The sequence below is a fragment of the Sphingomonas sp. SORGH_AS_0879 genome (assembly GCF_030819175.1).
Taxonomy (GTDB): Bacteria; Pseudomonadota; Alphaproteobacteria; order Sphingomonadales; family Sphingomonadaceae; genus Sphingomonas.
The window spans coordinates 4,021,148-4,044,738 of record NZ_JAUTBJ010000002.1; the positions used below are offsets into that span (position 1 = coordinate 4,021,148).

The following is a 23,591-nucleotide window of genomic DNA, read 5'->3' on the forward strand; positions in this document are numbered from 1 at the left end:
GCAGACGCCGGATCGGGGAGACTATAGGGTTAAAAGGCGTAGGTCAGGTTGAGCATGTAGATGCGCCCCGTCTCGACATAGCCGCCCTTGCGGTCGTTCGAGAGATAGGCCTTGCGCTCGCTGGTCGTCGCCCAATAGCTGTGCTCGTTGAACAGGTTCTGCACCGACGCGCCGACCGTCAGCCCCGAGGGCAGCGTATAGTTGACGATCAGGTTCGAGATGGTCGTCGGCTGGATATAGGTGTCCGGGCGGCTGGAGCGCAGATCGTACAGGCGGTCGCCGGTATAATTATAGTTCCACTCCGCCGCGAACCCGCCATGGCTGTAGAACAGCGCGGCGTTGTACATCACCTCGGGCGCCTGGGTCATGCGCTGCTGACGGTTCTGGCCGTTGACGAAGACGTTCGCCTGCGCCTTTTGCAGCGTGACGTTCGCCTGAAGCCCCAGTCCGTCGAGCAGACCCGGCAGGCCCTTCAGCGAATAGCGGCCGAAGAATTCGACGCCATAGATCTTGCCGGTGGCGTTGGTGGTCAGGCTCGACACCTCGACCCCGCCCTGCTGTTCCGACTGGGGATTGCCCCAGATGTTATAGTCGCCGCCCGCATTGGTGGTACCGGTCGCGAACAGGACATGGTTCAGCTTTTTGTAGAAGGGGCTGACCGAAAAGAAGTCGGTGCCCTGCCCCTTGATCTCCAGCGAGGTGTCGTAATTCCACGAGGTCTGCGCATCGAGGTTGGGGTTGGGGATGAACACCCCGGTCAGTTCGTTCAGATCGTTGCGCGTCACCCGCGTCGGGCCAAGCAGCAGGTCGAAGGCCGGCCGCGAATAGCTTTTGCGGATCGAGGCGCGGATCACCATCGCGTCGTTGGGGCGGTAATTGGCGATGACGCTCGGCAACCATTGGTCGTAATGGCGGGCAGATGTCACGAACTTGCCGGTGTCGTTGCCCTGATCCTGCCAATAGGTGCCCTTGAACCGGTTATATTCGTAGCGGACGCCCGGCACGACCTGGAGATCGCCGAACTGCAAGGTCGCCATGACATAGCCCGCCAGCCGGTTCTCACGCCCGTCGAGGCGGTTCTCCTTGAGTTTCACGGGATCGAGATTGGCGAGTTTCGGGGTCGAAAGCTTCGCCACCTGATTCTCGATATAGTCGGTATCGATCAGGAAGATCGGCACCTGCGCCGCGCCGTTCATGAACCCGCCGAGCAGCCGTCCGGGCAGCGAGGTCAGCGCGGGGCCGGTCGCCGCGTAACGCGGCGAGTTGCTGCCATCCGCATTGGGGAAGGTATATTGCAGCGCGCCGTCGTCACCCAGCGCATTGGCATAGCGCTTGGCATCCTCGACCTTGGCGCCCGCCGCGATCGACACCAGCCCCTGATCGGCATGGTGCCAGACGGTGTCGAACTGCCCCTCCAGGCGGCGTTCCCAGGTGTTCTCGAACTGCTGGGTGACGTACCATTGTTTCAGCTTCGACAGGTCGGTCAGATAGGCGCGCGCCGCGTCGGTCAGCACCACCTGGGGCGAGGTGCGGTCGCCGATCGAGGTGACCATGCGATACGCCGCCGTACCGCTGTTGGTCGCGGTGCCGATATAGGGGCGGCCCGCGAAACCCGACTGGATGCGCAAGGGATAATCCTGCGACCCGCGCGAATAGGCGCCGTGATAGTCGAAGGTGAAATCGCCCGAGCGCGTCTGGCCGCCGACCTTGGTGGTCACCAGTTCCTGCTTGCTGTGTTCGGTGCGGAAATAATGCGTCGCGGTCAGGCCGTAATCCGCACGGAAGCCCGCCGCGTCATAAGAGCCGTTGCCGGGGTTCGGACTGATCTGATCGGGCGCCAGGCTGGTCTGGCGGAGCGCGGTCTGGTCCATCCAGCTTTTCAGATTGTACCGGCCATAGGTGGAGTGCCAGTAAAGGTCGGTCCCCTCGCCCTTCCAGTCGAAGTTCAGCGTGCCGCCCATCCGCTCGATCCGGTTGCGGAAGGACTGCCACTGCACGCCGCGCGAGAAGAGATTGTCCAGATTGTCGCGGATCATGCCGGGGATGTTGGTGTTATATTTCTCCCAGTCATGCTGCATCGCGGTCGACTCGCCCAGCACGTGCTTCAGGCCGTAATAGGCCGAGGCATAGACGCCGAGGTCGCCGAGATGCTGCGCGGTTTCGACCTGCACGGTGCCGCCCCAGGGATCCTGGCGACGCGCATCCGCACGCCCGGCAAGCTGGCCCTGAAGGCGGATCTGGGTGCGGTGGTTGGGCAGGTCGAACGCGGTGATCGGCACCATGTCGATGATGCCCGCGATCGCATCGCCGTCGAAGCGCGCGGTCGGCGCCTTGTCGACCCGCACGGTCTGGAGCGAGAAGGGCGAGAGCAGGTTCATCGAGATGGCACGGGTGCGCGCATCGGTCTGTGCCAGCCGCACGCCGTCGAGCGAATAGGCGTTGTACGAGGTGTCGAGGCCCCGGATCGAGACATATTGCGCCTCGCCTGTTGCCGCCGCGTTGCGCGACTGGTCGACCGAGGAGCTGATGCCCGGCAGGCGGGTGAGCAGATCGGCCAGATTCTGCTGCGGCTGAAGACGCAGTTCCTCGCCCGAGACGACGGTCGCCAGCGACTGGCTGCGAAGCTGTTCGTCCTGGGCATCGACCATGGCCTGGCGATGGCCCTTGACGATCACGTCCTCGCCGACCTGCGGATCGGGTTCGGCCGTGACGGGCTCGGCAACGATCGGCGCGACCGGATCGGCGGCCAGTGCCGGTCCGGCGATCAGAAAGGTAGCGGCGGTGCCGCACAACAGGCGCACGACATGCGCCCGCTTGAACGAAGCGGTCATGGAAATTCCCCCTGGAACAATCGTGATGGCGACGCCCCCCGGGCGCCTTCGATGGCCCCGCTAGGGACGGGCTGTTACAATGCGATGACTTATTGACCGTTTTTTGATGACATTCGGAAATTCGGTCGTTCTTTGCGATGATGGGCGGCAATGATCGAACCAATGTCACAGTTCTGACCCCGAAATTCGGCAGAGACGCCCCATGTCTGTCATGCCTGTCACCGCCCGCCGCCTCGCCCTGATGCTGGCGCCGTTCCTCTTCTCCGCCACCGCCACGCCCGCCGCCGCGCAATCGGGGGACGTGCCCAAGGGCATGACCCTGGACCGGGTGGTGATGCTGATGCGTCACGGCGTCCGCGCGCCGCTGGACGGCGAAGTGCCGCACGGCACGCGCACCGCCCGGCCCTGGCCCCTATGGTCCACCCCGGAAAGCGAGCTGACGCCGCGCGGGGCGGACGCCCTGGCCATCGAGGCGCGCGCCGACCGGGCGGACTGGATCGCGCAAGGATTGCTCTCCGCGAAAGCCTGCCCCGCGCCCGGCACGGTACGCATCCGGACCAACAGTTCGTCGCGTACCATCGCGAGCGGGGCCGCCTATGCCAAGGGGCTAGCCCCCGGCTGCGCTCTGCCCGTCGAGCACGAGCCGATGGGACAGGTCGATCCGCTGTTCGAGCCGCTGCGCGCCCGCGCCACCCGCTTCGACGCGGCGGCGGCGGTTGCGGATATCGATCGCTTCACCGGCGGCATGGACGCGCTGGTCGCGCGGCACCGCGATGCGTTGCGCCTGCTCGACGCGGTGCTGGGTTGCGGCGATCGGGCGGGCTGCGATCCGGCGGGGCCGACGCGCCTGACGCCGTCTGCCGATGGTCATGGCATCGACCTGACCGGTCCGATCCGTACCGCATCGGGCACCGCGCAGGTGCTGCTGCTGCAATATGCCGAGGGGCTGTCGCCCTCGGTCGGAGGGACGCCGGTCGATGGCGCGGTGCTGGCGCGATTGGGCGCGGTCCATGCCGCGCTGTTCGACGTCTATTCGCGCTCGCCCTATATGGCCGCGCACCAGTCGGCGGCGTTCGGGCGCCATATGATCGCCGCGCTGACCGAGGCCAAGGGGCCGAAGCTGGACATACTGGTCGGGCACGACACCAACGTCACCGCGCTGGCGGCGCTGCTCGGTTTCGATCTGGTCGCGCCGGGCTATGCGGTCAACGACGCGGCACCGGGCGGCGCGATCCTGATCCGGCGCTGGCATGACCGGGCGGGCAAGCCCTTCGTCACCCTCGCCTATCGCACCCAGTCGGTCGAACAGATCCGCGCCCGGTCGAACGCCGTGACGGTGACGCCGGTGCGGGTGCCGGGGTGCCCGACGGACGCGCCCTGCCCGCTCGACCGGTTCGTCGCGCTGTTCGGGGACAAACTGGCGCCGCTCGCGGAATGATCGTCGCGCCGGTTCTCGTTACCGGGTGAAATTGCCGTCATCCGCCGACATGGACATGGACGTCGCGGGCCGATTGATCCAACCCGTTCCGACCGGGACGACTTGTCGATATAATCTGGATCGACAGGGCGACCGGAACGACGATTTGGAAGCTGTTGATGAGTCTGCACCTGATTCTCGTCGAGGACGACGAAGACTATGCGCAGGGGCTGGCCGCCGACCTGAAGGCGATGGGCCACCGGGTCGAACGTGCCGGGGACGGGCGACAGGCGCTCGCCGCGCTCGACCGCGAGCAATATGACGCGGTGATCCTCGATCGGATGATGCCGCGCCTCGACGGGCTGTCGGTGGTCGAGACCTTGCGCGCACGCGGGATCACCGTGCCGGTCATCATGCTGACCGCGCTGTCCATGGCATCGGACAAGGTAGACGGGCTGGAGGCGGGGGCCGACGACTATGTCGTCAAGCCGGTCGCCGCCGAGGAACTGAGCGCGCGCATCCATGCGGTGATGCGCGGTCGCCGCTGGATGGTCAGCGAAACCGACACGATCCGCGCTGGCGATATCGTGGTCAGCCCGACCAGCTTTCGCGCCTGGCGTGGTGGCCAGCCGATCACGCTGGCCAATCTGGAGCTCAAGCTGCTGGCAGAACTGGCGCGCCATGCGGGGGAGGTGCTGACCCGCGCCATGCTGATCGAGCGTGTCTGGGGCTATGATTTCGAGCCCGAGACCAACATCGTCGACGTCTATATCCGGCGGCTGCGCATGAAGCTGACCGAACAGGGCGGTGCGGACCCGATCGAAACGGTGCGCGGGATCGGCTATTCGCTGAAACCATGATCGAACGCGCGATCCGGCGGATGAGCTTGCGCAGGTTGACCGCCTGCGTCCTGATCCTGTTCCTGATCGCGACGGCGGCGACCGGCCTATCGATCCTGGCGGCCAACCGCGTCACCGTGGCGCGGCTGGTCGATCAGCGGATCGAGGCGATCGCCGAACTGGTGCTGGAACGCGATGCCGGGCAGGCCATGGTGCCGACGCCCGAAATACGGGCCCGCATCGCCACCTTGTCGGGCGCGCGCGATACCGGCGATGTCGGCCTGTTGCTGCTCGATCCGGCGGGGCGGGCGCTGGGCGGCAACATCACCCTCCGCCGCCCCCTGCCACTGGGTCGATCCGACCTGCGCGAGCGGGACGGGATCACCGGTCTGTCGCATGGCCGTGCGCTGGTCCGCGAGGCGGGCGCGGGGCGGCGGCTAGTCGTGGTCGCGGAAACCGAGCCCTTCGACAGCTACCGCGCGACGCGCACCCGCATCTATCTGATCGGCTTCGGGTCGATCATCCTGATCGTGTTCGGCGGGGTCATCGCCTTTTCCCTGCTGGTCAGCCGCCGGATCGGCGACCAGCGGCGCACGGTCGAGGCGATCATCGCAGGCAACATCCGCCACCGTGTGCCCGTCACCGGATCGGACGACGAGTTCGACCGCCAGGCCGCCGCATTCAACCGGATGCTCGACCGGATCGGCGCGTTGATGGAGGGATTGCGCGGCGTCTCCAACGACATCGCGCACGATCTGCGCACCCCCCTTGCCCGGCTTCGCGGACAGGTGGCGCGGATCGCCCAGGAAGCGCACGACCCGGTTCAGGCCGAGCGCGCCTCCGCCGCGCTGGCGCAGTGCGACACGCTGCTCGCCATGTTCGCCGCTTTGCTGCGTATCGCCGAGATCGAGGCGGGGCACCGGCAGGCGGGCTTCGCGCCCGTCGATCTGGCGGCGCTGGTCGAGGAGACCGCGACCATGATGATCCCCGTCGCCGAGGAGGCGGGACAGCGGCTGGGCGTTACCGCGACGGCGCGCCCGACCGCGTTCGTCGGCGACCGGCAGTTGCTGATCCAGGCGCTGGTCAATTTGATCGGCAATGCGATCAAATATGGTGCGCCGGGCGGCGCGATCCGCGTCGCGCTGGACAGAGCAGCGGACGGCGGCGTGACGTTGAGCGTCGCCGATAACGGCCCCGGTATCCCGCCCGAGCAGCGCGCCCGGGCGCTGCGCCGTTTCGGGCGGCTCGATTCGTCGCGCGGACAGGCGGGGCATGGCCTGGGCCTGCCGCTGGTCGCCGCGATCGCGCGGCTGCATCGCGGGCGGCTGGTGCTGGGCGATGCGGAGCCTGGGCTCCGGGTGTCCCTGATAATGCCCTGCCGCTAAAACGGACCGAAGGGGAGGAATGACTCTACGCGACAGGCCCCACAAAAAAAGGCCGCCCCGAAGGGCGGCCCGTCAGTTGGGGTATCGATCGGGATCAGAAGCGAACCGTCCCCTCCAGACCGATGGTGCGGGGCGGGTTGAAGTTGCCGTAATCGCCCAGCGTCGTCGCGTTGGCCGCCGAGCGACGATAGACGAACGTATTGTCGAGCAGGTTGCGGCTCCACAGCGAGATAGTCATCTTCGTGCCGCTCTCGGTCAGCGGGATGTCGGCCAGCGCGATGCGACCGTTCATCACGAAGGTCTTGTCGGTGCGCGTCGTCTCGTTCTGGAAGCTATAGGCCGGGTCGGCATAGTTGCCGTCCAGGTGGAAGCGGACCTTGGCATCCGAACCGGGCAGCGGCACCTCGTAATCGACATAGGCCGAGGCGGCGTTGCGCGGCGTGTAGACGACGAACACCTGGGTCAGCGCATTGCCCAGGAACGGGTTCGCCGTCGCGGGCACGTTGGTATAGGTATAGGCATAGGATGCGCCCACCGTCATGCCCTCGACCGGATTGGTCGTGATGTCGGCCTCGATCCCGCGAATCCTGGAGGTGCCCGGCGCGTTGCGTGTTTCCTCGGTATGCAGGTTGTAGGTCGGGCTCGACGGATTGGTGTCGACATTGTCGAAGTCGATCTGCGTGCCCGTGCGGTCCATGATATACCCGGCCAGGTTGAGGCGGACGCGGCGGTCGAACAGGTCCATCTTCGACCCGATCTCATAGGCCTTGACCGCTTCGGGACCGAAGGCGGCGAAGGTCTGCGACCGGTCGTTGGCACCGCCCGCGCGGTAGCCGGTCGAATATTTGGCATAGAGATGGACGGTGTCGGTCGCGTCGAACGCCGCCGTCACCATCGGATCGAACCGGTTGTTGTTGAAGGTGAAGGGGAAGTTGGTCGACTTGCCCTGCACCAGATACAGCGTGCCGTTGCGCTTGTCGCGGGTGTAGCGACCGCCCAGCGTCAGGTGGAAGGCGTCGAAGCCCGCCGGCGTATAGGTGCCCTGCGCGAACGCCGCATAGCTATAGGCGCGCGCGAAGCTGCCGCGCTGGAAGAGGAACGAACCCGGGGCCCAGCCCTGGTTGCCCGAACCGATGGTGCCCAGCGCGGTCTGCGACAGGATGGTGTAGCCGGTGCCGTCGGCATTCCACTGGTTGGTCGACGGGGTCGCCGCCGTTTCGCGGGCATTCTCGGTGAAATAGTATAGACCCGCCACATAATCGAACTGCGGCACGCTGCCCACCGCCTGGAATTCCTGGCTGAACTGGTGCTGCTGCATGAAGGAAAGGCTGTAGCGGCTGAACTTGCCGTTCGGCAGGAAGACGGTGCGGTGCGCGCCGCCCGAATTGTCCCACTGGTCAGTCGTCACACCGCGCCATGCGGTGATCGAGCGCAGCTCCAGCCCCGGCGCGACGTCATAGTTCAGCTTGGCGGAGAAGCCGTGCGTCTTGTCGACGCTATACTGCTGCGGCACGCCGATATCGGCGGTCTTCATGCGATTGTCGCCCGACACGACGACCAGCGGCGACAAGGGCGCGATGGTGCCCGAGGGCAGCTTGCCGCCATTGGCGTTGATCTGCGCGATCGTCGCGACGGGCAGGCCGCGCGGGTTGTAGTTGATCAGCTGGCTGTAGAAGGGCGTGTTCTCGTCCTTCGCCTGGTCATAGGACAGTTCCGCCGAGAAACCGTCGACCGGCTTCCACACGGCGGCGACATGGCCGCCGACGCGGTTGAACGCGCCCCAGCCCACGCTGCCGGGCAGCGGGTTCTTCACGAACGGATTCTGGTGCTGGATCACGCCGTCCAGCTTGATCGCGATGTTGTTGAATTCGGGCAGGTTGACGTGCGCGGCGGTGTTGTACGCCCCGTAATTGCCGAAGCCCGCGGTCAGCGAGCCGCCGAACTTGCCGGTCGGCTTGGCGGTGACGATCGACAGCGCGCCACCCTCGGTATTGCGGCCGAACAGCGTACCCTGCGGCCCGCGCAGCACTTCGACGCGCTCGATATCGAACAGAGCGGCGTTCAGGCCCTGCGAGCGACCGATATAGACGCCGTCGAAATAGACGCCGACGCCGGTGTCACGCGCGGTCTGGTTCTGGTCGAAGGGGACGATGCCGCGGATGCCGACGGTCAGCGCCGACTGGCGCGCCTCGAAGGTGGCGACACGCAAGCTCGGCACGCTACCGTCCGCCAGGTCGAGCAGGCTCTGGACGTGGCGGTCCTTGATCATCGCGGGGTCGATGACCGAGATCGCGATCGGCGTCTTCTGAAGGCTGGTCTCGCGCTTGGTCGCGGTGACGACGATTTCCTTCAGCTCGCCCGCATCGGCGGTCGGTGCCGCCGCGGCGGCCGCAGGGGCCGGATCGGCGGGCTTGGTGTCGGCGGCGAAAGCGGGAGCGCCCGCCAGCGCCAGAAGCGCGGTCCCGCCCAGCAGCGTCGCGCGAATGAAATTGGTCGTCATGATCGTAATTATCCCTATCCCCCGATCGACCTGTCAGGTCGTCGCTGGCCGCGCGGATAGGAGCGCTGAAAGAAGCTGGTGTTACCTTTCCATGACCTGCCGAGACTTGTTCATTTCATCTTGGTTTCATCTTGGGCGGCCGTACTGGGCGCGGGCGCGGCGTAAGTCCCGGACTGGCGCACCAATTCCATCTTCTGCGGCACGGTGCCGATCTCGATGCCTTTCTCCCTCAGCGTGGAGAGGAGCGCGAACAACACGGCGCTGCGCGTGCCATAGGCGGCGCGCGGGCTGTCGACATGGGCGAAGCAGTTGAAGTGGATGCGACCGTCGACGATCGAGTCGATAAAAGCCTTGGGCGCCGGGTCGTCCAGCACCGCCGACTCCGCCGCGAAGGAATCCAGCACCGCCTTGCGCACCACCTCCGCGTCTTCCTCGATCGGCACGGAAAACTGGATCTGAACCCGCCCCAGCGGCCCGGACAGCGTCTTGTTGAGCACCGATTTGGTGATGAGCTCGGAATTGGGGACGATCAGCGTCGAATGGTCGGCCAGTTCGATCTCGGTCGAGCGCACGCTGATCCGCTTGACGTCGCCCTCGTCGGTGCCGACCCGGATCAGATCGCCGATCTTGATCGGCCGCTCGGCCAGCAGGATCAGGCCGGAGACGAAATTCTGGGTGATCGCCTGAAGGCCGAAACCGATGCCGACCGACAGCGCGGAAAGGAGCAGCGCGATCCGCTCCACCCCGATGCCCAGCGACGCGAGCGCCCAGATGACCGCCAGCGCGATGCCGATATAGCGCGCGACCAGGCTGATCGAGTTGCGCCCCGACCCGTCCAGGTCGGTCGCGGGCAGGTAACGCTGCTCCAGCCAGCGCATGAAGATGCGCACCAGCCCCAGCCCGACGAACAGCACGACCAGCCCTTGCAGGATCGCGCCCGGCGATATCCAGACATTGCCGACCTTGATCCCGTCGGCGACCGTGGCAAGCTGATCGAAGATCGCCCCCGGATCGCCGCTCGCGCCGAAGGGGCGCAACAGCATCCCGAGCGCCAGCAGGACGAGCGCCAGCCGCGCCACGCCCGACAGGATCAATCCGAACTGGTCGACCATGCTGCCGCGAATACCCAGCGCACGGGTCAGGGTGATGCCGACCTTGCTGTCCCGCACGAAGACGGTGGTGGCGATATCGTCCGCCGCGACCAGCATCAGATACAGCGCCGAGCCGAGCAGCACGGTCCAGCCGATCATCAGCGCGACGAACCAACTGAACCAGATATAGCCGATGACCAGCGCCAGCCCGGCCACGCCCACCGCGATCCAGGCGAGCAGGGTCGCGACGCTCAGCCCCGCGCTGACGCCCGCATGGGTCGCCTCTTCGCTGGTGGCGCGACGCGCGCGCAACTGGCCCAGCACGACCAGCGTCGCGACGATCAGCAACAGATGGAGCAGCGCCTCGGTCGCTTGGGTGGCGATCACCGCGCTGCGGCTGCTGCCGATCGCGCCCTCGAACGACCCGATCATCGCGGTCGCGAAGGTCAGCAGCGTCAGCACCCAGGACAGGGGGCGCAGGCGGTTGGCCGTCTCGTCGTCGATCGGGGCGATCCGCCAGCTCGGCTGGCTCCGCATCAGGACCGCGCCGGTCACCGCCGCGGTGAACCCCGCCACGCCCGAGGCGAAGACGAAACCGTCGAGGAAACTGGTCCAGCGCTGCGGCAACAATCCCGACCAGCGCAGCCCCTGGACGAAGATAAAGGCCGCCGCCAGCGGACACAGCGTGCCGACCGCCACCCGCCAGAAGGTGTTGGCGGAGCGCCGCACCCGGCTGGGCGGCGCCTCCGCGATCAGGCGGCGCTGCGCCAGTCGATGTGCGCCCAGCCGGACCGGGCCCAGCAGGATGATCGCCAGCGCGAAGCCGAGCAGCGCATGCCACGGCACCCCGCCGCGCCAATGCTGCGCCACCTGCTCGCTGCCCTGTTTCAGGAACAGACCGACACGGCGAAGGTCGCGCGGCGCCTGTTCGAGCACGATGCTCCAAAAGGCCGGACTCAACGGCGACGGCGTCTTGGAGGATAGCTTCTCGTTGAACCGCTCGGCCTGGCTCCGGTCGATCTCGTCGATCAACTGTCCCGCCTCCACGCCCGCCAGCCGCCCGCGCTTGATCGCGGCGTCGAGCGTCGAACGCAGCGTCGAGAGGCTCTTGCGCTGCGCCTGCAATTCCGGGGCCTCGACCTCGCCCGGCGTGGCGGTGCCCAGACCCGTTATCCGCGCATTGACCAGCGCCAGTTGCTCGGTCAGGTCGGCGACCGCCTGCGTCGTGGCGTCCTGCGCCCCTTGTGCCCGGTCGCGCAGCGCGCGGCGGTCGTCGTCATCGACCTGGGCATCCAGCGCCCGGTCGACCGAGCGCACATCCACCTCGGCCTGGGCGATGCGGGTCGTGGATTCCGCCGCCGGATTGCCCTGCGCCGACGCGGGCGCCGCCATGGCGGTCAGGGCGATCAGGGCCGTCACGAACGCCGTCACCCACAGGGCGAGCCGGGCCCGAATGGCGGTTCGTGGAATGGCGGGCGACGACGGAAGATCTCGGGGCATATACCGGGCCGTAAATTGCTGACTCCCGGCTCATAGCTTCCCACGCCCCGTCCGACGAGGGGGGAAGCCGCGTGGACCGAGGGCCGCTGCCAGCCCGCTCCGATTGCCACCTCGTCCGCTTTCGGGTGTATCGGGAGCCCGCAAGCACTGGGATCGTTGAAGAGGCTCGGGATTTTTCAGCGCATGACGGATTTGGCATTGATGAACGGGCAATCACCCCTACCAGCGCCGTCCGCCCCGATGCCCCAGGGCCCGGTGCCCCAAGGCCCGGTGCACCGCGATGCGCATGTGCTGGCCGGCATCAACCGCATCCTTCAGGAAGCGCTGCGCGCCTCGACCGAAGAGGAACTGGGTCGACTGTGCCTGGAGGTGGCGGAGGACCTGACCGGAGCGGAATTCAGCTTCTTCGGCGAACGGGGCCCATCGCACGACCGGCTGGACCATATCGCGATCAGCGAGCGCGGCTGGGCCGCCTGGCGCGGCGACGATCCCGATTACAGCGAGCGACAGCTTCCCAACGGCATGAAGATCCACGGCATCTTCGGCCAGGTGATCCTTCAGAATCGCAGCCTGATCGTCAACGATCCCGCCAGCCATCCCGACCGGGTGGGCACGCCCGACGGGCATCCGGGGCTGCGCAACTTCCTGGGCGTGCCGCTGCGCCGCGATGGCGAGACCTTCGCGATGTTCGCCCTCGGCAACCACCCGACCGGCTTCACCGAACGCGAACTGGCGATCGCCGAGGAACTGGCCCCCGCCATCGTCCAGGCGCTTCTGCGCAAACGCGCCGAGGTCGCCTCCCGCGCCAGCGAGCGCCGCCTGCTGTCGCTGATCCAGGGGATACCGCAACTGGTGTGGACCGCGACGCGCGACGGCCAATGGACCTGGGCGAGCGCGCAATGGGTGGCGATGACCGGCCTGTCGGTCGAGCAAAGCCTGGGCGATGGCTGGCTGGCCGCCGTCCATCCCGACGACCGGGACGCCGCACGCCGTTTCTGGGAAAGCGCGAGCGAGAATGGCGATCTGGCGATGGAGGGACGGCTGCGCCACGGCCAGACCGGACGCTATCGCTGGTTCAAGACGCGCGCGACGCCGGTGCATGATGATCATGGCCGGGTGGTCGAATGGTTCGGCACCTCGACCGACATCGACACGCTGCGCCGCCTGCGCGAACGGCAGGAGACCCTGGTCGCCGAGTTGCAGCACCGGGTGCGCAACATCCTGACCATCGTCCGGTCGATCTTCACCCGCACGGTCGAAAGCGGCGGTCCGATCGACGAGATCGCGGACCATTTCCGCGGGCGGCTCGACTCGCTGGCGCGCACGCAGGTCGTCGCGACCCAGACGCGGTCGGGCAAGATCGACCTGGAAAACCTGATCCGCGACGAACTGCTGGGCGTCGGCGCGATCGAGGACGAAAGGCTGTCGATCGAGGGGCCAGACGTGGCCCTGCCCGCCGATACCGCCGAGTCGATCGGGCTGGCGATCCATGAATTGACCACCAATGCGCTCAAATACGGGGCACTGCGCCACCCCGCCGGCAGGCTCACCATCGCATGGGGAATCGAACATAAATCAAATAATAAATGCGAACTGATTGTAAAATGGGATGAAACAGGTGTACCAGCGATGCCGGTCCCACCCGTACGCCAGGGATTCGGGACCGAGTTGATCCGTGAGGCTTTGCCCTATGGGCTGGGTGCACGGACCAGACTGGAATTTCGCGGTGGCGGCGTGCTGTGCGTGGTATCCCTGCCATGGAGCGCGGACGACACCGATCCTGTGAACCGGAGCGCCGAGGGATGAGTCAGCCATCACCGCTCGCCGACAAGCGGATTCTTGTGGTCGAGGACGAATATTTCATCGCCCGCGACCTGGAACGGGCCCTGCGCGCCGCCGATGCGATCGTGGTCGGTCCGGTGGCGACCCTCGAACAAGGTCTGGACCTGGCCGAGAACCAGGCGCTCGACGCCGCTGTGCTGGACGTCAACCTGTCGGGCGAGCGCGCCTTCGAGATCGCCGATCGCCTGTCCGCGCGCGACGTGCCCTGGACCTTCCTGACCGGCTATGACGAATGGGCGTTGCCGGCCCCCTATCGCTCCGCCTCGATCGTCGCCAAGCCGTTTCAGGCCGACCGAGTCGTTCGCGCGATCGGGGCGCTGATGCCCGACAAAGGATGCGCATGACCCCTGCTATCGCCGCTTCGGCCGCTTCGCCCGAGACCGTGGCCACCGCCGCGATCCGCCGATTGTCGGCGCTGTCGCCGCTCGATACGGGGGACATGGCAGTGCTGGACCGGGCCGCCGAAAGGGCGCGGACCTATCCGGTGCGGCACAGCTTCCTGACCATCGGTCGCCCCGTCCCGGAGCCGTTGCTGGTCCTGCAGGGCTGGGCGGCGCGCGTCCGCGTCCTGCCCGATGGACGGCGGCAGTTCATGAGCTTCTATCTGCCCGGGGAGGTGATCGGGACGACGCGCCATGCCACGCCGATCGCCTCGGCCACGGTGGTTTCGCTGACCGAGTGCACCGTCTGCACCGCGCCCACCGCCACGCCGGGCTCCTCGCTGGAACAGGCCTATGCGATCGGCGAGGCGCTGGACGAGGCCTATCTGCTGGGTCATGTGGTCCAACTCGGGCGGCTCAATGCGCAGGAGCGGATCGGCGACTTCCTGCTGGAAATCTATGAGCGACTGTCGCTCGCCGGCCTGACCGTGGGCGGCAGTTTCGAGATGCCGCTGACCCAGGAAATGCTGGCCGACGCGCTGGGCCTGACCCCGGTCCACGTCAACCGGATGATCCAGCAGGCGCGGCGCGACGGCGAGTTGATGTGGAAGTCGGGTCGCGTCCTGCTACGCGATCCCGAACGCACCGCGCGGACCATCGGTCGCTTCAGCCCGCAAGTCACCGGCCCGCAGACCCCGCTCGATGCGCGTTCCGCGCAATATGGCGACTGACCCCATCCCTGTTTGAGGGGCACCCGGCGCGGCGTGCCCTGCGTCAGTCCTGACAGGCCCCTTCCCCCCTTCCGGCGAAATTCGGTCGCTCATCCGCCATTTCTGACCGATTCTTGATCGACTTGGCTCCTTTCACGGTAACGTCATCAAATTTTCGCCAAGCTGACACTCAGCCAACCTAACGCCCCCGCCGAACCGGCAAGACAGCCGATGGGGGATTTATCAAATGCTTACGTTCCGCAGCCTGTTGAAGGCATCGGCCTCGCTCATTCTGGCGACCGGCCCGCTGGTCGCCCATGCGCAGGACACCACCGCCGAGAGCAGCGACGGGCAGAATGACGAAATCGTCGTCAACGGCACCTATGCGCGCAGCCTGGCGGCCGGCATCGAGACCAAGCGCCGCGCCGCCTACGGCGTAGACTCGATCAGTTCGACCGATATCGGCAAATTCCCGACCCAAAATGTCGCCGAGGCGCTTCAACTCGTTCCCGGCGTGGCGATCACCCGCCCGCGCGGCGAAGGCCTCTATGTCAGCGTTCGTGGCCTGGGGCCGCAATTCCAGAACACGTTGATGAACGGTCGCACCGTCGCGCTCAACGACCTGATCGAGAATGGCGGCGCGGCGGGGCGTCAGTTCCGCTTCGAGATGCTGCCCGCCGAATTCACCTCCAGCATCGATGTGGTGAAGACTCCGACCGCCGATATGAGCGAGGGCGCGCTGGGCGGCAACATCGACGTCAAGACCTTCCACCCACTGGAGGTCGGCAACAAGACGACCGTCAACATCCGCGGCACCTATACGACGCAGACCAAGGATGTGCGGCCCAACGTCACCGTGCTGACCAGCGCGAAGAATGACAGCGGCACCTTCGGCATCCTGGCGGGCGCGCAATATTGGGGCAAGGCGGTCCGCAACGACCGGTTCATGAATTTCGGCTGGCTGCTCAACCGCTACACCTCGCCACAGGCGGGCGGCGCGCCCACCGGTCTCTACTCGCCGACCCGCACCCGCCCCACCGTCGAGACCGAGGATCGCAAGCGCATCTCCGGCATCGTCTCGGCACAATGGGCCCCGACCCCGGAATTGCAGACGACGCTGGACGTGATCGCGACCCGGCTGGATGTCGCCTATGACGAGTTCGGCCTCGATATCTATCCCGATGACGGCGGCACGGCGGGCGGTCCCCCGGCGCAGATCCAGCCGGGCTATACGGTCGTGGGCGACACCATCACCAAGGCGACGATCAACAATGTCCGCTTCATGGGCACGCGCGAATACAGCCTCAACCGCCACGACCTGCTGACCATCGGGCTGAAACAGGCCTGGAACCCCGATCGCTGGCATGTCACCGCCAATGTCAACTGGTCGGCGGCGCACAGCTATCACCCCGATTACCGCACCGGCACCGTGCGCAGCCGTGCGTATTTCATCGCGCCGCTGACCTATGACGCGTCGGCGGGCTATCAGTCGATCCCGACCTTCACCACGCCTGTCGACGTCACCAACCCGGCCAATTACAAGCTGTTCCAATTCAATATCGCGCCGAAGGACAGCAAGGACTGGGACGTCTATTCGCGGGCGGACGTGGCCCGTGATTTCGACGGTTTCCTGTCGAAGCTGGCGGCGGGCGGCGAATATCACTGGCGCAAGCGCGACTATTTCCGCCGCGATTACCTGATCGACACGGCGACCAACCAGCCGCTGACCAATTTCGGCGCGGGCGCGTATCAGCAGCTTCCCTATGACGATTTCCTGTCGGGCGTGTCGGGCAATGCCTTCCGCAACTGGCTGGTGCCGGTGACGGCGGCCTATGTCGGCAATTTCTTCACCCCCGCCATCCAGGCCCAGCCGATCACCAATGGCGATCGCCGTTCGTCCTTCGTGGTGACGGAGAAGATCGCCGCGGCGTACTTGCGCGCCGATTACCAGTTCGATGCGGGGCAGGTGCCCGTCACCGGCAATCTGGGCGTCCGCTATGTCCATACCGATCAGGTGGCGAGCGGCACACTGACCAGCGGCAGCGTCGCCACCCCGGTCAGCTACCCCAAGACGTTCAACAACGTCCTGCCCAGCTTCAACCTGCGCGCCGACCTGACGCCCAAGCTGGTCGGTCGTCTGGCCGCCAGCCGGGTGCTGACCCGCCCCAACGTCACCGACACCGCGCCGCGCATCACCGTGTCGACCGACGCGCCGACCGCCAGCGGCGGCAACCCGCAGCTCGTGCCCTTCCTCGCGACGCAATTCGACGGATCGCTGGAATGGTATTTCGCCCCCTCGGGGATGCTGTCGGGCGCGGTCTTCTACAAGGCGATGGACGACTACATCACCCAGTCGAACACCGAGATCAACATTCCGGGTCGCGGCATCGTACGCCTGTCCAGCTCGGTCAATGGCGGCAATGCCAAGGTCTATGGCGCGGAGGCGGCCTATAGCCAGGTCTTCACCTTCCTGCCCCAGCCCTTCGACGGCTTCGGCGTGCAGGGCAGCTACACCCATACCGAGGTGAAGGCCGATTACACGGCCGGTTCGCGGACCATCAAGGACCAGTTGATCGGCCTGTCGAAGAACAGCTTCAACCTGGTCGGCTTCTACGACAAGGGGCCGCTGTCGGCGCGTCTCTCCTATGTCTGGCGCGACAAATATCTGTCGGGCACGGGCAGCACGGTGCAGGCGCCCACCTATGTCGCGGCCTTCGGTTCGCTCGACGGGCAATTGTCGGTGCGCGCTGCGGAAAACCTGACGCTCAGCCTGGAGGGCATCAACCTCGCCAGTGCGCATCAGGACACCTATAACGACAGCAAGCAGCGCTTCGGCGAGATCAACTATTATGGCCGGACGATCCTGTTCGGCGTGCGGGCGGAGTTCTGATGAAGGTCTTCCTCACCCTGGCGGCGGTCCTTGCGACCGCCGCCGCACCCGTGCCGCAACAGCCGCTCCGGATGAACGACATTCAGGTCGTCGGCTCGCACAACAGCTACAAGAAGCGGATCGCGCCCGCCGTCTTCGCCGAGCTGGAGCGCCGGGATCCCAAACTCGCCGCCGCGCTGGATTACGATCATCTGACGCTGGCGCAGCAGCTCGACCGGGGCGTGCGCCAGTTGGAGATCGACATCTTCGCCGACCCTGAGGGCGGTCGCTTCGCGCATCCCAAGGGTGAGGCGATGGCGCGTGCGGCGGGCGAGCAGACCGGCTTCGACATGCCTGCGATGATGAAGCCGGGCTTCAAGGTCTTCCATATCCCGGAGGTCGATTACCGCTCCTGCGGCACCTTCAAACAGTGCATCGGCCAGATCGACGCCTGGTCGCGCGGGCATCCGCGCCACCTGCCGATCATGGTGACGATCAACGCCGCCGACCGGCCGCTCCACAAGCCCGGCGTCACCGATCCCCTGCCCCTGACCGCGCCGCTGCTCGACGCGTTGGATGCGGAGATTCGCAGCGTTCTGAAGCCGGACAGGATCATCACGCCCGATGACGTGCGCGGCAACGCGGCGACGCTCCGCGAGGCGGTGACCAGCAACGGCTGGCCGACGCTAGAGAGCGCGCGCGGGAAAATCTGGTTCGTGCTGGATACGCCCAGCGACGTGTCCGACCTGTACCGCGCCGGTCACCCCTCGCTGAAGGGGCGGGCCATTTTCGGCTGGTACGACACCGACCAGCCCGAGGCCTCGGTCGAGATCGTCGGCGATCCGCGCACCGACGGCGCAAAGATCGGCGAATGGGTGAAACAGGGCTTCATCGTCCGCACCCGCAGCGACGCCGACACGAAGGAAGCGCGCGAGAACGACCATGCCCGCGCAAAAGCCGCCATCGACAGCGGCGCGCAGGCGGTGTCGACCGACTATTACCCCGGCGCGCCGACGCGGAGCTGGAGCAAGGGCTTCAACGTGACCCTGCCGGGCGGGGTGATGGAGCGGTGCAATCCCGTGACGCGAGCCGTTGGGTGCGAGTTGCCGGAATAAACAAATCCTCCCCGGTACGGGGAGGTGGCAGCGCGCAGCGCTGACGGAGGGGGGCTTCCACACAGGATGTGCCCAGCGGCGATCCCCCTCCACCAGCTTCGTGTTCGAGCGAGATTGTGCCCCCGGCACAATCTCGCTCGAACACCCCCTGCCCGTGCCGGGGAGGATTGATGGCCGTCCGCTGACGCGCTTGTCACGTCCGAGCAAGCCGAGGTTCAGTCTCTTTCTGCCACAGAAAGCGCCGACGAAGCCTGTGCCCGTTCGGTCGGTACAGGCACCACCGAGAGCGGATCATGGCGCGGATCGCTTGTCTGGGAATGATGGTTCCGGCGCTGTTGGCGGCGGCGCCTGCCTCTGCCGCCGATGCAGCGCGCGACGCCGCCTGGGCCGAGCGGCTCGGCTGGGGGCCGTCGGCGGCAGCCGATGGCGGCCCCGCACCGGGCAGCGACGCCTGGCTGCGCCACCAGTTGAGCGACCCGCCCGCCCCCCTGCCCCCGGCAGCGCAGGCTCAGATCGACGCGATGCGCATCTCGCGCGAACGGGTCGCCGCCTTGGTCGTCGAGACCGACGCCATGCAGCGCGACCTGAAGGCGATCACCGATCCCGATCAGCGCAAGGCCGCGCGTCAGGCCTATCAGAAGACGCTCAACGGCCTGGCCGACGAGGCGCGGCAGCGTTTCGTGCTGCGCGCGCTCTATTCGCCCGACCAGTTGCGCGAGCGGATGACCTGGTTCTGGTTCAACCATTTCAACGTCCAGGCGGGCAAGCGCGACATTCGCGCGATGGTCGGGGACTATGAAGAGACGATCCGCGCCCATGCGCTGGGCCGCTATCGCGATCTGCTGGAGGCGACGCTGCGCCACCCGGCGATGCTGCGCTATCTGGACAATGACCAGAACGCCAAAGGCAAGATCAACGAGAATTACGCGCGCGAGATCATGGAGCTGCACTCCATGGGCGTCGGCTCGGGATACAGCCAGCAGGACGTGCAGGAGCTGGCGCGCATCCTGACCGGCGTCGGCGTCGACCAGAAACCCGATGCGCCGAAGCTGAAACCCGAGCTTCAGCCGCTCTACCAGCGCGCCGGACTCTTCGAGTTCAATCCGGCCCGCCACGATTTCGGCACCAAGCATTTCCTGGGCCACGAGATCAAGGGATCGGGCTTTGCCGAGGTCGAGCAGGCGCTGGACCTGATCGCCGACAGCCCGGCGACCGCGCATCATGTGTCGCTGCGGATCGCGACCTATTTCATGGGCGACACGCCGCCCCCCGCGCTGGTCGATCGGATGGCGGCGAAATTCCGCCAGAGCCATGGCGACATCGCCCAGGTCCTGCGCACCATGATCCGCTCGCGCGAATTCGGCGGCGCGGCCACCGGCGGGTTCAAGGAGCCGGTCGGCTATACCCTGTCGGCGGTGCGGCTGGCCTATGGCGGCCGGGACGTCACCAATGCCAAGCCAATCATCAACTGGATGCGCCAGATGGGCGAAGGGCTGTACGACCATGAGACGCCCGACGGTTATGACCTGTCCAGCGCGGCCTGGTCGGGGCCGGGACAGATGGCGACACGCTTCGATATCGCGCGGCAGATCGGCGGCGGCGCGGCGCGGCTGTTCCAGTCGCCCGACGCCGCACCCGATGCGCCGCCGCCGCCCTCCCCGCCGCCCCTGTTGAAGGACTCGCCCGTCATCGCCGCGCGCATGGCGACGCTGGGCAAGCCGACGCTCGCCGCGCTCGGCCAGGCGCGATCCCCGGCGGAGTGGAACAGCCTGTATTTCTCCTCGCCCGAATTCATGCACCGATAGGAGGATCGCATGAGGAATCCCCATATTCACCGCCGCGACCTGTTGATGGGCGCCGCCGCCATGGCGCCGATGGTGATGGCGGGCCGCGCCTTCGCCGCACCGCAGGCGGGCAGCCGGTTGCTGGTCGTCTTCCTGCGCGGGGCCTATGACGCGGTGAACATCGTGGTGCCCAGCACCAGCGACTTCTACCGCCAGTCACGCCCGACCATCGCGCTGCCCCGGCCCGATCCGGCCAACCCCGATGCCCCGCTGCCGCTCGACGCCGATTGGGCGCTGCATCCGGCGCTGAAGGATTCGATCCTGCCCCTCTGGCAGGCGAAGCAGATCGCCTTCGTCCCCTTCGCAGGGACCGACGATATGAGCCGCAGCCATTTCGAGACGCAGGACACGATCGAGCTGGGCCAGCCGGTCGGCGGGCACCGCGATTACGGCTCGGGTTTCATGGCGCGGCTCGCCGACATATTGGGCACGGGCGAGAAGCCGATCGCCTTCACCGACCAACTGCCTTTGTGCTTCCGGGGCGGCGACGATCCCATCCCCAATCTCGCGCTCGCCAATGTCGGCAAGCCGATCGATCAGCGCCAGGCCACGCTGATCCAGAGCATGTATGCCGGGCATCCCGACCTCGCCCGTTCGGTCAGCGAGGGCTTCACCGTGCGCGACACCGTCTACAAGACGCTGGATCAGGAGATGAAGGCCGCCAGCCGGGGTGCCGTCTCTGCCAAGGGATTCGCGCTGTCGGCGCAGCGGATCGGCACGTTGATGCGCGACCGGTTCAACCTGGCCTTTGTCGATGTCGGCGGCTGGGACACCCATGTGAACCAGGGCGGCGCGACCGGTTATCTGGCCGACCGGATCGGCGATCTGGGGCGCGGGCTGGCCGGGTTCGCCCAGGCGATCGGGCCGGAGGCGTGGCGCAGCACCACCGTCGTCGTCGTGTCGGAGTTCGGCCGCACCTTCCGCGAAAATGGCGACCGGGGGACCGATCACGGCCATGGCAGCATCTATTGGGTGATGGGCGGCGGCGTGTCGGGCGGGCGGATGGCGGGGGAGCAGGTCCCCCTGTCCGCCGCCACGCTCAACCAGAATCGCGACCTGCCCGTGCTGACCGATTACCGCGCGCTGATCGGCGGGCTGGTCGGGCGGCAGTTCGGCCTGTCAGCCAGCCGCCTGGCGCCGCTGTTCCCCGACAGCCGCACGACCGATCTGCGCCTGATCTGACAGGACCCCGGCACGCCCGCGAATATCGTCGAGCACATCGTCCAGCGTCAGCCCGGCGAGCTTGTCCTCCAGCGCCTCGCGCACCGGGGTCAGCATCGTCTCCAGGCTGGCCGTGATGTGCCGGTCGATCATCCCCTCGCCATCGGGCGGCTGGCGGTGAAAGGCGAAGAAGTTGCGATCCTCCACCGCCTGATACACATCCACCAGCCGGATATCGGCGGAGGACTTGGCCAGCATAGCACCACCGCGATTGCCCAGTTGCGACCGGGTCAACCCCGCCGCCGCCAGCCGCAGCAGCAGCGCGCGGACCACCGCCGCGTTGGAATTGACGCTGACCGCGATATCCTCGGAGCGCAGCGGCGTGTCGCCATGCTCGGCCATCAGGGCGAGCATATGCAGCGAGACGACAAAACGGGTGCTGGTCGGCAACTCTCAACGCTCCTTGTTCACGGCCCCGGCGCGGCCGCGTCAACCGCGACGGCCATGGATCGGCGTCGTCCCCATGAATGGATCATGGCGACTTTTCAATTCCTGATCCATGTTACTTTTCATAATCTTATTTCGTTAACGTTCCAGGGTTGAAACATATCCAAATAATTTTCGGTCATGATGGATCGGATTCGCCGCCCTCGCGACGTCCGACGCCGCCAGTTCAGCGCGGCTTGGCGGAGGGGAGGCGGATCTCGAACAATTCCGGCCAGTTCTTGCCTGTCACATAGATACGATGCTTCACCCGGTCATAGGCGATGCCGTTGGGCACCGAATCCCGGTCGGTCAGGGCGACCCGGTTCACCAGGTCGCTGAGATCGACCACACCCGCCACCGTGCCGGTCGCCGGATCGATCCGGACGATATAGGGCGTCATCCAGACATTGGCCCAGATCTGCCCGTCGATATATTCCAGCTCGTTGAGATATTTCAGCGGCCGCCCATTGACCGTCACGTCGAGCGTCCGCGCGACCCTCATCGTCCTGGGGTCAAGGAAACGCAGCCGGGGCGTGCCGTCGGACAGGATGATGTGATGCCCGTCATCGGTCATCGCCCAGCCTTCGCCGTCATAGCGCCATTCGCCGGTGCGCTTCAGCGCGGGACGGGTCCAGCGAAAACCGCGACCGCCATGCCAGGTGACGCTGCGCAATTCGGGGCCCCAGGCGACGATCCCCTCGCCGAACAGCCCATCGGGCACGGTCGCCTGGCGGAGTGTCTTGCCGGTGGCGAGATCGACCTGGCGGATGATGCTCTGCCCCTCGCGCCCCGTACTTTCGTACATCGCGCCGTCCGCGATCAGCAGCCCTTCGGTAAAGGCGGTGGTATCGTGCGGATAGGCCTGGATCAGTTCGGGCTTCTCGACCGGCGCGGGCGTGGGCGTAGGAGCCGCCTGCTGCGCCGCGGCGGGCAGGGCCAGGACGAGCGCCAGCGGCAGGACGAACCGGATCACAGCGTGCGCACCAGTCGCGCGACCCGTGCGATCCAGGCGGGCGCGGGCACCGTCACCCCCGCCGTCCCCGGCTCCAGCGGCAACAGGTGGAGCGCGTCGGGCAGCACGGCGGCAAGCCGTGCGAAGACATAGCCACCGGCGGGGCGGGGGACGAGGATATCGCGATTCATGGCCTGGCTGAATCTATCCGGCCCCAGCGGCTCGCACCAGAGTTCATCGCCTGCCCGGTAATCGCCGATCGCACCCGTGACCGTCACCGCCATCATCCCGGGCGTCGCGCAAGGCGGCGAGACGACCCGTGCGCTGCGCGGCGCCACCGCCCCACGCGGCCCCAGCAACGCCGCGACCGGCAGGGTCTCGCGCACCGGCAACGTCACCAGATCGGTCGTGGTGCAGCCCAGGGCGGCGGCGATCCGGTTGAGCCAGGGCAGCGACACGGTGCGCGTTCCCATTTCCAGCCGCCCGATCGTCTGCGGCGTGGTGGGCGGGCAACAGGCGCGCGCGACATCGTCCAGCGTCATGCCCTTGGCGCGGCGCACCTCGCGGATCGCGGTGATCATCGCCGTTGTCCCTTCCCATCCACGCGGTCGCATCCTTCCTGCCCGGCTGGCGAAGCCGGTCCAGCTGGGCTAAGCGGCTGGCCTATCA

Annotated in this window: 16 protein-coding genes; 10 read left to right on the plus strand and 6 right to left on the minus strand. The window is 66.8% G+C overall.

All coding sequences use genetic code 11. The annotated features are described in order from the left end of the window. Positions 1-29: 29 nt before the first annotated feature. A complete protein-coding gene (locus QE379_RS18765) occupies positions 30-2,831 on the minus strand; it encodes a TonB-dependent receptor (protein WP_307002818.1) in 2,802 nt (933 codons plus the stop codon). A 211-nt stretch (positions 2,832-3,042) separates the two neighbouring features. Here QE379_RS18765 and QE379_RS18770 point away from each other — a divergent pair, with 211 nt between their 5' ends. The 3 genes from QE379_RS18770 (at position 3,043) to QE379_RS18780 (ending at position 6,472) form a co-directional block, all read left to right on the plus strand. After that, positions 3,043-4,269, plus strand: a complete 1,227-nt coding sequence (locus QE379_RS18770; protein WP_307002819.1) for a histidine-type phosphatase — start codon at positions 3,043-3,045, stop codon at positions 4,267-4,269. Between the two features lie 158 nt (positions 4,270-4,427). Continuing rightward, complete coding sequence (locus tag QE379_RS18775; protein ID WP_307002820.1) at positions 4,428-5,108, plus strand: response regulator transcription factor; 681 nt, start codon at positions 4,428-4,430, stop codon at positions 5,106-5,108. Then, complete coding sequence (locus QE379_RS18780; RefSeq protein WP_307002821.1) at positions 5,105-6,472, plus strand: HAMP domain-containing sensor histidine kinase; 1,368 nt, start codon at positions 5,105-5,107, stop codon at positions 6,470-6,472. Before QE379_RS18775 ends, QE379_RS18780 begins: the two co-directional genes overlap by 4 nt. 94 nt (positions 6,473-6,566) lie before the next feature. On the opposite strand, the gene QE379_RS18785 is transcribed toward QE379_RS18780, so the two are convergent. Beyond that, positions 6,567-8,972 (minus strand): TonB-dependent receptor, encoded by a 2,406-nt coding sequence (locus QE379_RS18785; RefSeq protein WP_307002822.1) that lies wholly within the window; start codon positions 8,970-8,972, stop codon positions 6,567-6,569. A 110-nt stretch (positions 8,973-9,082) separates the two neighbouring features. Beyond that, positions 9,083-11,563, minus strand: a complete 2,481-nt coding sequence (locus QE379_RS18790) for a DUF3772 domain-containing protein (RefSeq protein WP_307002823.1) — start codon at positions 11,561-11,563, stop codon at positions 9,083-9,085. A gap of 240 nt (positions 11,564-11,803) precedes the next feature. Between QE379_RS18790 and QE379_RS18795 the strand changes: the two genes are divergently transcribed. The 7 genes from QE379_RS18795 to QE379_RS18825 all read left to right on the plus strand — a co-directional run bounded on the left by QE379_RS18795 (position 11,804) and on the right by QE379_RS18825 (position 21,505). Continuing rightward, positions 11,804-13,369 (plus strand): sensor histidine kinase, encoded by a 1,566-nt coding sequence (locus QE379_RS18795; RefSeq protein WP_307002824.1) that lies wholly within the window; start codon positions 11,804-11,806, stop codon positions 13,367-13,369. Next, a complete protein-coding gene (locus QE379_RS18800; protein ID WP_307002825.1) occupies positions 13,366-13,749 on the plus strand; it encodes a response regulator in 384 nt (127 codons plus the stop codon). The genes QE379_RS18795 and QE379_RS18800 overlap by 4 nt, the downstream gene beginning before the upstream one ends. Beyond that, on the plus strand, positions 13,746-14,516 hold the full coding sequence (locus QE379_RS18805) for a Crp/Fnr family transcriptional regulator (RefSeq protein WP_307002826.1): 771 nt from the start codon (positions 13,746-13,748) through the stop codon (positions 14,514-14,516). The genes QE379_RS18800 and QE379_RS18805 overlap by 4 nt, the downstream gene beginning before the upstream one ends. Positions 14,517-14,742: 226 nt before the next feature. Then, positions 14,743-17,385: a TonB-dependent receptor gene (locus QE379_RS18810; protein WP_307002827.1), complete on the plus strand. Its 2,643-nt coding sequence runs from the start codon at positions 14,743-14,745 to the stop codon at positions 17,383-17,385. Next, the gene (locus QE379_RS18815; RefSeq protein WP_307002828.1) at positions 17,385-18,479 is read left to right on the plus strand and encodes a phosphatidylinositol-specific phospholipase C1-like protein; all 1,095 of its coding nucleotides are present in this window, start codon (positions 17,385-17,387) and stop codon (positions 18,477-18,479) included. The genes QE379_RS18810 and QE379_RS18815 overlap by 1 nt, the downstream gene beginning before the upstream one ends. A 293-nt stretch (positions 18,480-18,772) precedes the next feature. Beyond that, positions 18,773-20,284 carry a DUF1800 domain-containing protein gene (locus tag QE379_RS18820; protein ID WP_307002829.1) on the plus strand — a complete coding sequence of 504 codons (1,512 nt, stop codon included), beginning with the start codon at positions 18,773-18,775 and terminating at the stop codon, positions 20,282-20,284. A 9-nt stretch (positions 20,285-20,293) separates the two neighbouring features. Beyond that, a complete protein-coding gene (locus QE379_RS18825; protein ID WP_307002830.1) occupies positions 20,294-21,505 on the plus strand; it encodes a DUF1501 domain-containing protein in 1,212 nt (403 codons plus the stop codon). On the opposite strand, the gene QE379_RS18830 is transcribed toward QE379_RS18825, so the two are convergent. The 3 genes from QE379_RS18830 to QE379_RS18840 form a co-directional block, all read right to left on the minus strand. After that, positions 21,443-21,934 carry an Rrf2 family transcriptional regulator gene (locus QE379_RS18830; protein WP_307002831.1) on the minus strand — a complete coding sequence of 164 codons (492 nt, stop codon included), beginning with the start codon at positions 21,932-21,934 and terminating at the stop codon, positions 21,443-21,445. The genes QE379_RS18825 and QE379_RS18830 overlap by 63 nt on opposite strands. Before the next feature lie 223 nt (positions 21,935-22,157). Then, positions 22,158-22,943 (minus strand): glutaminyl-peptide cyclotransferase, encoded by a 786-nt coding sequence (locus QE379_RS18835; protein ID WP_307002832.1) that lies wholly within the window; start codon positions 22,941-22,943, stop codon positions 22,158-22,160. Then, on the minus strand, positions 22,940-23,503 hold the full coding sequence (locus QE379_RS18840) for a helix-turn-helix domain-containing protein (protein WP_307002833.1): 564 nt from the start codon (positions 23,501-23,503) through the stop codon (positions 22,940-22,942). Before QE379_RS18840 ends, QE379_RS18835 begins: the two co-directional genes overlap by 4 nt. Positions 23,504-23,591 lie beyond the last annotated feature (88 nt).